The organism is Chroococcidiopsis cubana SAG 39.79 (assembly GCF_003991895.1).
GTDB lineage: Bacteria > Cyanobacteriota > Cyanobacteriia > Cyanobacteriales > Chroococcidiopsidaceae > Chroococcidiopsis > Chroococcidiopsis thermalis.
In genome coordinates this window covers 101,498-111,216 of record NZ_RSCK01000016.1, presented here as the reverse complement: position 1 = coordinate 111,216, position 9,719 = coordinate 101,498, and the positions used below count along the sequence as shown (strand labels likewise).

At 45.8% G+C, this 9,719-nt stretch carries 8 protein-coding genes, 1 tRNA gene and 1 pseudogene; 8 read left to right on the top strand and 2 right to left on the bottom strand.

Translation table 11 applies throughout. The annotated features are described in order from the left end of the window. The 6 genes and pseudogenes from DSM107010_RS40910 to DSM107010_RS12900 all read left to right on the top strand — a co-directional run. Positions 1-244, top strand: a pseudogene (locus DSM107010_RS40910) (hypothetical protein); the annotation flags it as partial. Further along, positions 180-1,049, top strand: a complete 870-nt coding sequence (locus DSM107010_RS12920) for an aldose epimerase family protein (RefSeq protein WP_127023100.1) — start codon at positions 180-182, stop codon at positions 1,047-1,049. The pseudogene DSM107010_RS40910 and the gene DSM107010_RS12920, both read left to right, overlap by 65 nt. 90 nt (positions 1,050-1,139) lie before the next feature. Next, a tRNA-Pro gene (locus tag DSM107010_RS12915) sits at positions 1,140-1,213 on the top strand. Positions 1,214-1,558: 345 nt separating this feature from the next. Further along, complete coding sequence (locus tag DSM107010_RS12910) at positions 1,559-2,341, top strand: Tic22 family protein (RefSeq protein WP_015153407.1); 783 nt, start codon at positions 1,559-1,561, stop codon at positions 2,339-2,341. 17 nt (positions 2,342-2,358) lie between these two features. Next, positions 2,359-3,252, top strand: coding sequence for a peptide chain release factor N(5)-glutamine methyltransferase (gene prmC, locus DSM107010_RS12905; protein ID WP_127023097.1), 894 nt, complete (start codon positions 2,359-2,361; stop codon positions 3,250-3,252). 1,009 nt (positions 3,253-4,261) lie between these two features. Next, the gene (locus tag DSM107010_RS12900) at positions 4,262-5,716 is read left to right on the top strand and encodes a carbohydrate binding domain-containing protein (RefSeq protein ID WP_106171197.1); all 1,455 of its coding nucleotides are present in this window, start codon (positions 4,262-4,264) and stop codon (positions 5,714-5,716) included. Between the two features lie 33 nt (positions 5,717-5,749). Here the strand turns inward: DSM107010_RS12900 and DSM107010_RS12895 are convergent, their stop codons facing one another. After that, a complete protein-coding gene (locus DSM107010_RS12895) occupies positions 5,750-7,351 on the bottom strand; it encodes an Hsp70 family protein (RefSeq protein WP_127023094.1) in 1,602 nt (533 codons plus the stop codon). Positions 7,352-7,534: 183 nt separating this feature from the next. After that, positions 7,535-7,882 carry a cytochrome c6 PetJ gene (petJ, locus tag DSM107010_RS12890; RefSeq protein ID WP_041462385.1) on the bottom strand — a complete coding sequence of 116 codons (348 nt, stop codon included), beginning with the start codon at positions 7,880-7,882 and terminating at the stop codon, positions 7,535-7,537. A 137-nt stretch (positions 7,883-8,019) separates the two neighbouring features. Here petJ and DSM107010_RS12885 point away from each other — a divergent pair, with 137 nt between their 5' ends. After that, the gene (locus DSM107010_RS12885) at positions 8,020-9,021 is read left to right on the top strand and encodes a helix-turn-helix transcriptional regulator (protein ID WP_106169288.1); all 1,002 of its coding nucleotides are present in this window, start codon (positions 8,020-8,022) and stop codon (positions 9,019-9,021) included. 28 nt (positions 9,022-9,049) lie between these two features. Next, a complete protein-coding gene (locus DSM107010_RS12880) occupies positions 9,050-9,643 on the top strand; it encodes a Uma2 family endonuclease (RefSeq protein WP_015153401.1) in 594 nt (197 codons plus the stop codon). The last annotated feature ends 76 nt before the right edge of the window (positions 9,644-9,719 follow it).

The following is a 9,719-nucleotide window of genomic DNA, read 5'->3' as shown; positions in this document are numbered from 1 at the left end:
GGGGACAAGGGGGACAAGGGGGAACTCGGGGACCCCACGACCGAAGGGAGTGGGGATTAGGGGGCGAAGGGGGACAAGGGTGACAAGGAGGATAACTACAACCACCAACTACCAACCACCAACTACCAACTACCAACTACCAACTACCAACTACCAACTACCAACTACCAACTTAACTCGTGTTTACCATTGCACAGCAAAAACAACAATACCAAACCTACGTTCTAACAGATTCATCCACTGATTCGCGGTTGGAAGTCGTACCAGAACGAGGTGGAATTATTACCCGCTGGCGCGTCCAGGGACGAGAAATTCTCTACTTGGACGCAGAACGGTTTGCTCGTCCTGAAATGAGCATACGAGGCGGAATTCCCATTTTGTTTCCGATCTGCGGTAACTTACCGGATAACACCTATACGTATCAAGGACAGCAATATACCCTGAAACAACATGGTTTTGCCCGCGATTTACCTTGGGAAGTAACAAAATCTGAAGCTAAGGACGACAGTGCTAGTCTCACGCTCGTTCTCAACAGTAACGAGCAAACTCGCACGGTTTACCCGTTCGACTTCCAAGTAGAGTTTACCTATGAGTTTAAAGGTAACTGGCTGGGAATCTGGCAGCGATTTGTCAATCACTCATCCGCTCCCATGCCATTTTCGACAGGGTTACACCCTTATTTCCAAGTCTCTGACAAAACGGCTTTGAAATTTGAGATCCCAGCGACTCAATTTCAAAATCAAATTACGAAGGAAATGCACGCCTTCAGCGGAAATTTTGATTTCGAGCAAGAAGAACTCGATTTAGCCTTCCGACCAATCTCAAACCAAAAAGCGACTGTCAGCGACAATTCTCAGCGTTTACAACTGACATGGAGCAGTAATTATTACGGGACGCTAGTTTTCTGGACAATTAAAGGCAAGGACTACTATTGTTTGGAGCCTTGGACAGCTCCACGCAATGCTTTAAATACGGGAACCGATCTGATTTATATCGAACCTGCTGGTGAAGTCCAAACTTGGGTCAATCTGGATATCACTTCTACTTAAGCTAGACCCATGCATAGTTTTCAATATCTTATCTAAACTTCTGAGTTAATTTGTGGGGTACTTGTGTTACTCTAGAAAGAGTGTCAGCTACGGGATGTAGCGCAGCTTGGTAGCGCGCCTGCTTTGGGAGCAGGATGTCGCAGGTTCAAATCCTGTCATCCCGATTTAGATTTACGGTTGAGGCGATGAGATCTTTCGCAAGGTTGTCATTGGTCATTGGTGGTTGGTAAGAGAGTGGTGCGTGGTGCGTGAGAAGAGATCGCTGCTGGTCACTGGTCACTGGTCACTGATAACTGCTCCCTTCTATTTACAAATCTATTTAATTCTTAAAATATTCCAAGAATGCGAACAACCAGCGATAATGTGCCGTCAGCAATAGTCAGTGGCGATCGCATTGGTTGAGTCATCCCTCTTGCCAAGACACTGCTACTATAACTACAACTAGTTGGGTGGGTATATTTACCACCGCTGGAAGAAACACAATCTGGTCATTGATGTCAGGAATACTCATGAAATCAGTTATAAAATCGATGATTCGCTGGAGTGCAACGTTAGGAGTGGTGGGAAGTACCATTATTGGTACGACGACAATGGGCGCTCTAGAAGTCTTGGCTTTGCCAGAACAACAAATCTTGCAAAAGCTTGGACCCGTGCCAATGTTTACAATCACGGATAATAAGGGCGCACCACTGGTAGCTTCCGTACCAGATCAAAAAGATAAATCAGGAGTAGCTGGAGTCTTTATCAATCGCCAAGACGCACAGGCTTTTATCGATCGCCTGAAGCAGAAAAATCCAGAGTTAGCGAAAAATGTCAGAGTTGTGCCTGTCTCTCTAGCAGAAGTTTACAAGCTAGAGCAAACAAATAAGAAAAAGCCGAATTCTCCCAACTTTGCCTTTGTCCCAGGACAGCAGCAAGTTGACGCTGCAAAAACATTACTACAGCAAAGCGGTCAAAAGCCGGAGCAATTTAAAGGAACGCCATTATTTGTCGCTAAAGCTGGCAAGGAAAAAGGCTACCTCACAATTAAACAAGCAGATCAGCAAGTCATTCCTTTCTTTTTTAATAAGACTGAATTGCAGGCAATGCTGGAACGCTTTAAGAAACAGAAACCCGATCTCGCTTCGACAATTGAAATTCAAGTTGTCAATTTGGAGGGAGTATTGCAAGCAATGCAAACTCGCAACGACCAGGGTTTAAGTCAAATTGTTTTGGTTCCTCCCAAAGAATCAATTGACTTCGTGCGATCGCTTCAACCAGCAGCACCCAACCAACCAGCTAAAAAGCCTTAATTACCGAACAAGCTGAAATGAATACTTCTGGTCTAGAACTGTGGCGATGGCGACAGCAAGCTGCAATAGATGCGATCGCGGCTGATGTCTCGCCTACAGAACTAGACTGGTTGCTGCAAGAAGTCGCAGGGTTAGATACTCTTTCCCTACGATTGGAGTTATATAAGCACCAACCGCAAATTCAGTTGAAGTTACCTTTAGCTGAGTTGGATCGATTGTGGCAAAGGCGGTTGCAAGAACGCTTACCAGTACAATACATTGCTCAGATTACGCCCTGGCGGGATTTTAAGTTAGCCGTTTCTCCCGCTGTTTTAATTCCGCGACCGGAAACGGAAATTTTAATCGATTTGGCAGTTGCAGCGGTTAACAAAAGTTTCGTGACTGGATTAGAACGGGGACATTGGGTCGATTTGGGTACGGGTAGCGGTGCGGTCGCGATTGGCTTGGCTGCTGTTTTTCCGGCGGCTGAAGTTCATGCTGTTGATCGCAGTTCTTCGGCTTTGGTAATTGCCCAAAGTAACGCTCAAAATTTAGGGTATGGCGATCGGCTAAAGTTTTATTTAGGGAATTGGTGGGAGCCGTTAGAATTTCTCCAAGGTCAGGTTTGCGGGATGGTGTCAAATCCGCCTTATATTCCTAGCAAATTGGTTCCTCAACTACAACCAGAAGTCGCCAATCACGAACCGCATTCAGCTTTGGATGGTGGTGCAGATGGTTTAGATTGCATTCGTCATTTGATTGCAACTGCACCAATTTATTTGCGATCGGGTGGGCTTTGGTTAATTGAAATGATGGGGGGACAGGCTGAAACTGTAAGCGAGTTGTTACAGCAGCAGGGGAGTTATATGAATATTCAGATTTTTGCAGATTTGGCTGGGATTGAGCGTTTTGCTCTGGCTTATAGGCGGTGATGGATTTTGTGGGTCGCGCAAAGGCGCAAAGCTTTACCGAAGGCTAGGTGTACGGAGCGGTCAGTGCAATTACCTAATTTTATAATAGAATAAATTTTGATTCAACTATAGCAATCCTATTTGATTCATGAACGAAGCAGGCTTCTAGCCTGCCGCAGGCTAGAAGCCTGCTTTACAAATCATTTAGAACTGCTATAGCAATAGATTTAGCTAAATAATTAGATATACATGTTTTAGTCAAAAAATATAATCATTTGCCAAAAGTACCGTAATTTTACTATTAGTAAGTTTGCGATCGCGACTCGATAAGTATCACAATACTTCTTGGTTAGAGCGCATAGTCCTTGAAGATCCCCCCAACCCCCTTAAAAAGGGGGCTATGATTCCCCCCTTAAAAAGGGGGGAACCAGGGGGGATCGAATCAAAACCTGCGATGTATTGGATAAGTATCACGCTGAATGAAACCCTCTGCTCTATCGGCTTTCAAGCATGACTGCGATTTTTTTAGGCGAGCTAATACAAGTATTTTATTGATGTTTTTTACTTGAATAGCTTGAATTTTGGTTGATTTTATGCTTTATGTTCTTCCAAGTCTATAGCTGCAAGCTACTCTGAGAAATTACCTACTAAATAAATCAGTAAATTTTCGCTTGAATGCATACTGAAGCGAGAATACTTTAGGTTTAGTTTAGCTTTTTAAAGCTGATGTAAAGTAACCGATCTGCGTCTGTCAAAAACCTAGATTTGCATGAGGTGTAATGATTCACAATTTATTCAAGTCGTTACACTTCTCGATGGCATAACTGCACTGAAATAGAGCGTTTTTAACCTACTTGAAAAGCTATTTGCATTCAACGCTCTGCCCCTAACCACAATTTCTCTAATCAAAACTGCTGAGGGCGAAAGCAAGTGCAAATCTGCGTGACTTGTCCCACACTCGCACGAAATTCTAGTTGCGTTGAGTGATGCATGGGGCTGGCAGTCGCTTGTCAACTTATCAGGGTACAAGATGAATTTACACCAAAAGATCCAACACCCAGCTCAAAACAAATCGTTATTGCGATCGCTCAAGCCTAAAACAATTGCCTCTATTTTCGTTGCCTCGGCTCTCCTCTACACTTTGCCAGCACGGGCGCTAACAAGTTACTTAGGAATTAATAACGGCACTGGCTACAATACCGATCCAGAATATGTCGATCGCTCCATCCAGCACACGAAGGACTTAAATTTAGAAGTCGCCCGTATGGGTATGGATGGTGTTGGCGGTTTCACAGAGGGCGCTGGTTTCAATTGGTCAGCCAGAGATGCAGCCATCGATCGCTATCTCAACGCCGGACTCAAAATTCATCTGGTACTATCGGCACGGATGCACGTCAATCGAGACGGTAACTACGACCAGTGGAAAGCAAATTTCCGTTATTTTGTGCGTAACGTCATGATGCGTTACAAAGGCAAGATTTCTTACTACATCATCGATAACGAACCCGACCTCGACTACGGTAACGGTAAGATGTCAGCTCAAGAATGCGTTGACATGACGCGAATTGCCTACGAAACAGCGAAAGAAATTGACTCGAACATCAAAATTGAATCGCCGCCCGTAATGGGAATTGAATCCGGTCTGTTAGACGAAATGTTAGATGCTGGAATTGCTGAGGTGAGCGACTATATTGGCTTGCACGCCTACGGCGGACAAATTTCCGAGAATCGCCTCGGACATCCTTGGCGAGTCTTAGAATCGCGTGGCATTCGCAAGCCTCTTGCAATCAGCGAATCGGGATCGATTAACGAGTATTGCAACGGTTCCGAATTTGAAACAGAAGACTGTCGCCGTCGATGGTTTGCTTATTTCGGACAACAACTGAAGCGTTTCGGTTACGACCACGCACTACTATTCGATCTGGACGGTCACGATAGCTGGGCTGTTGCCCCAGACTTTAACCCAACTAAGACATATCAGCAAATCAAAGATTTACGCTTAAACGAAGCTCTGAGTAATGCCGATTTTGAGTCTGACAATAACGTTGAAACAGGCTGGATACCGTTTGATAGCAACGATGTCTGGATTCTAGAAGGTGCTTCGCCCTACGTGAGTTTTGTCCGTAACGATAATGGTGGAGCGCACGGAGGAAACGGATATGTCAAACTCAACAACGGTAATGCCTCCCCAGATACACCAGTGAGAGTCCGGCGCATTGTCGGTCAGCTACCAAAGGGACAAAAGGTCAAGATTGGTGCTTGGGTGTATGTCAACGGTAAGGCATCGGCAACTCTGAAAGCATTAGGGTACGACTATCGCAACGGTGATGCCGAAATTTCAGCTACTTCTACCAAGAAAAATGGGTGGGAATACTTAGAGATTGAAGTCCCGATTTCGAGATACTGGACGGTCATCGAACTGGGAACGTCGGGAACTGGCAATTCGGGAGACTACGTTAAGTGGGATGATGTCTCAATCGATTAATTGGTTGTAGAGGCGCGAAGCGCCTCTACAACTCTAGCTCAACTCTGCTACGACTCGATCTTCGAGTAAAGTTTGATTAGTGAGTAAGTCCTCTACAGTCATTCGCAAGCAGCGCTGTGCGTCTACTTGAAATAGGACTTTAATCCGATCGCTCCCAGGATACCCAGGTGGAGTTAATTGGGCGATTTGCCTCGCCCCATCTCGGTCGTTGAGGGGTTGTACCTGTTTTTTTCCACTATCTAAACGGCGGGTAATCAGGCGATCGCCATCAAAATAAACTTCCGTCCCGCCAGTCTCCGCCCCCAGTTCTCCAACAATGAGTTCGATACTCGGCTGATTATCCAACGATGCGCCCAAAACCAATTCTACGGGATTTGTCATCGGGTAGGGTTGCCCAGGATTGATAATTGGATGCCAGTTGTGACATTGATTCCGTCTATCCCAATAACGGATACCATAACTGTGATAGAGAAAATCTTTGACTTCCACGCCTTGACAGATCTGCAACGCACCTTGGGCGATCGCTTCAAACGGGCGATCGCAATGAATTTTTTCTGAGGGAAAATACTGTTGTACCCAAGTCTGCACGGCGGGCATTTGTGCTGTTCCACCCACCAACAATACAGCATCGATCTCTGTCACCTCTATCTCCTGTCGCCGCGCCTGTTGTAATAACTGCTGCATCGACTCGTCTAATTGCTCGAAAAATTGATGTTCTGTCAAAATCTGCGTGAGGCGATCGCGGTCTAATTCTAATTCGTAACTCTCAAACGTCTCATCATTAAAATAAACTTCGCTGGCTTGCACCCGATCGGAAAGTTGAATTTTCACCCTTTCTGCCAAGCGAGTTGTTAAAGGAGATACAGCTAATCCTCGCTCCTGAGCGAAATAATCGACAATCCAGTTATCGATATCAGTCCCACCTAAATTTTGTCCTGCTTTTGCTAAAACACGGGCAGTTTTTACTTTCTGTCCAGATGTTTTAGCAAAAGATTTCTTCCCCCATTGCAACAAAAACCCCGTCTGTTTTTTGACAGTATTTCCACCACCATCTAAGCGGACTAGAGATAAATCTAAAGTACCACCACCAAAATCAATGACTAATAAATTATCCCGCTCTGCCATGCCATATCCCAAAGCAGCAGCAGTAGGTTCGTCCAAAATTCGGACTTGTTCCACAGGTAAAGCACGACAGATCTCACCCAGCCACAAGCGATAAGCTTCAAAACTATCAACTGGGACTGTTAAGACTAAGGATTGCTCGTCTTCAGGGGCTTGAGTGGCTAATTTCTCAATAATTTGGCTCAAAAACCACTTACCAACTCGTTCAAACGAAACCGTCTCGCCATCCAGTTGAGGCAAAAATCCCTGAATCTCCGTACCAATACCGCGCTTAAAGCTACGAAAAAAACGTGGGTCAGTCGTTAAATCCAAACCGCGATCGCGTACTGTCTGTCCGATTAACACGCGATCGCTTGCCGCATCTTCTACATAAACCAAACTGGGAATCAGAGGTGGATTTTGACCCAACTGCTGAGATAAGCCTGGTAAACTCAAAGTTTCCGCTTGCTGCGTCACGGGATTCCAACGGGCTATACAAGTGTTACTCGTACCAAAATCGATTGCGATCGCCATACTTAATCAGTGACCAGTGACCAGTGACCAGTTATCAATTGTTAGTTATCAGTTAATTCTAAATTCCAAATTCCGAATTATAAATTCATCCTACCCCGTGGGGGATACAAGCTACACTTCATTCTTACCAAGCGCCCTTAACCACCAGTCACCGATCGCTGGTTACCGATCGCTGGTCACTGGTCACTGTTTACGCCAGCCTGCTTCTGCTTGCTGGAGGACATAGGCGGAAACTGCTTGAATTTCCTCTGCTGTCAAGCGATCTTTATAAGCTGACATATTTCCTTGACCGTTGGTGACAATATTAGCGATCGCCTCTATTGAATCCATGCCATATTTTTTCAAGGCTTTTTGTTTCAGGTTCTTGCCGCGCCTGACGATGTTGCCACCATTAATGTGACATCCAGCACATTGAGTTTCAAAGATTTTGGCTCCAATTGGTGTCTCTGCGGCTAAGGCTGGGGTAGAAAAGGCGATCGCCATTCCTACGAGCATCACCAGTACTAAACTAAGTATTTGCTTTAATAACATTTTCATATGATAAGGAAATTTTAGGTAGCAACACCACTACAAGCCAATCTACAAGCCGATATCTACAGAATACAAGTTGCGATCGCGTCCTTCCTACTGATAATCTCTTTCATTAAAGCGTTACTCCAATACCTGTAATGACCGTTACCTTGACCGCGCAGGAAGAAGACGACCTGTGGGATGAAGCCGCGCAGCACAACCCACCTCAACTTGACCCTAATTCTAGTATCGAGATATATAAAATGCCCCAAGAGTTGGGCAAAGGACACAATCTCTTTGTTGAACTGTATCCAGACTGCTGGCTGATGATTTGGAACCGTGAGTATCGTGAAACTGTTCAAACCAAGCAACCAGAATGGCAGCATCCGTTGCAGTTTGGGGTGCTGCTCTCTGGTATGGTTCCCGATAGCCAGGGTGGAGTGCTGGGCAATGGATGCACCATGATTTCTGGGAGCGGCGTGCAGCGAGAGATCTCTGGCGTTTGTTTCAACACTCAGTCTTACTTGGGGATTAATCTCGAAATGTCTGCGGAGTGGTTAACCACCTTCTTTCCAGATGAGAACGGGCAGTTGCCCGCCGAATTGAGCTTTTTAGTGAAAGGGAACGATTGGCAAACGCTGATTTACCCTAAAACAAATCCAGCGATTCAGGGCGTAGCATGGCAGATGATTCACTGTCCTTATGAGGGAGCGGCAAAGCGGTTGTATCTTCAAGCAAAAAGTTTAGAACTGATGGCGTTGCAGCTCGCGCCAATCGTGGCGGATCGGGGCAATCCGAAACCATCACCCCGAATGAAACCGACCACGATCGCTCGTATTTACGAAGCACGAGATATTTTGCAGCGACGATTAGAAAATCCACCCTCGTCGTTGGAGTTGGCTACTGCGGTGGGACTGAGCGATCGCACGTTACAACGAGGGTTTCAATCGCTGTTTGGCACAACTGTAGTAGGATATTTAGCCGAGCAACGCCTGTTGCAAGCCGAGCAATTATTACGGGAGCGATCGATGACAGTGACAGAAGTGGCGCATCGCGTTGGCTACGGTCATCTCGGACGCTTTGCCGCTGCCTTCAAGCGCAAGTTCGGCATTACTCCCAGCCAGTGTTTGTTGGGCAAAAAGGTAATTTTGGGAGCATGATAGAGACAAGCGAGTTGAGGTTGCACTCATGAATCAAAGCATTTCTACCACTTCAAAACGGTTGACGTTTGAAGAATTTCTCGCCTATGACGATGGCACGGACACGCGCTATGAATTGGTGGATGGAGAATTAGTAGAAATGCCGACAGAATCGCATGAGAACTGCCAGATTGCGAAACTTTTGATGTTTGAATTGGCAAAATATTTTGCGATCGCACTTCTCAACCTCAAAGACGTTGAAATTGAAGTGAGCGGACGAGGGGCAAAAGTCCGGCTTCCCGATTTGCTCGTGCTGAGTGAAGAAGGCTACGCAGCACTGCAAGGCAAAACCCGCAACATCATTACTCGCGATATGCCACCGCCGATCCTAATTATTGAAGTCGTTTCGCCTGGTGATGAGAATCGGACTCGCGATTATCGGTACAAGCGAACCGAGTATGCAGCGCGGGGCATTGCCGAATATTGGATCGTCGATCCTCAAGAACGGCGGATTACAGTATGTCAGTGGGTAGAAGGGCAGTACGAGGACAAAGTATTTGCGGGTGAAAATCGAATTGAATCGACGGTGATTCCCGCATTTGCGCTCGCAGCAGAGCAGATATTTGCATTTGCTCAAAATTAATTGGAACAGTATGGCGGTTTTGAGATCGTCAGACGGTTTTTGGATAGACGCATCTATTGATACTTCTCTACACTGA

Bases quoted from the DNA above. Each gene is read 5' to 3' on its own strand.
- DSM107010_RS12910 (WP_015153407.1), top strand. From the start codon at position 1,559: ATGAAATCAGTTATAAAATCGATGATTCGCTGGAGTGCAACGTTAGGA.
- prmC (WP_127023097.1), top strand. From the start codon at position 2,359: ATGAATACTTCTGGTCTAGAACTGTGGCGATGGCGACAGCAAGCTGCA.
- DSM107010_RS12900 (WP_106171197.1), top strand. From the start codon at position 4,262: ATGAATTTACACCAAAAGATCCAACACCCAGCTCAAAACAAATCGTTA.
- DSM107010_RS12895 (WP_127023094.1), bottom strand. From the start codon at position 7,351: ATGGCGATCGCAATCGATTTTGGTACGAGTAACACTTGTATAGCCCGT.
- petJ (WP_041462385.1), bottom strand. From the start codon at position 7,882: ATGTTATTAAAGCAAATACTTAGTTTAGTACTGGTGATGCTCGTAGGA.
- DSM107010_RS12885 (WP_106169288.1), top strand. From the start codon at position 8,020: ATGACCGTTACCTTGACCGCGCAGGAAGAAGACGACCTGTGGGATGAA.
- DSM107010_RS12880 (WP_015153401.1), top strand. From the start codon at position 9,050: ATGAATCAAAGCATTTCTACCACTTCAAAACGGTTGACGTTTGAAGAA.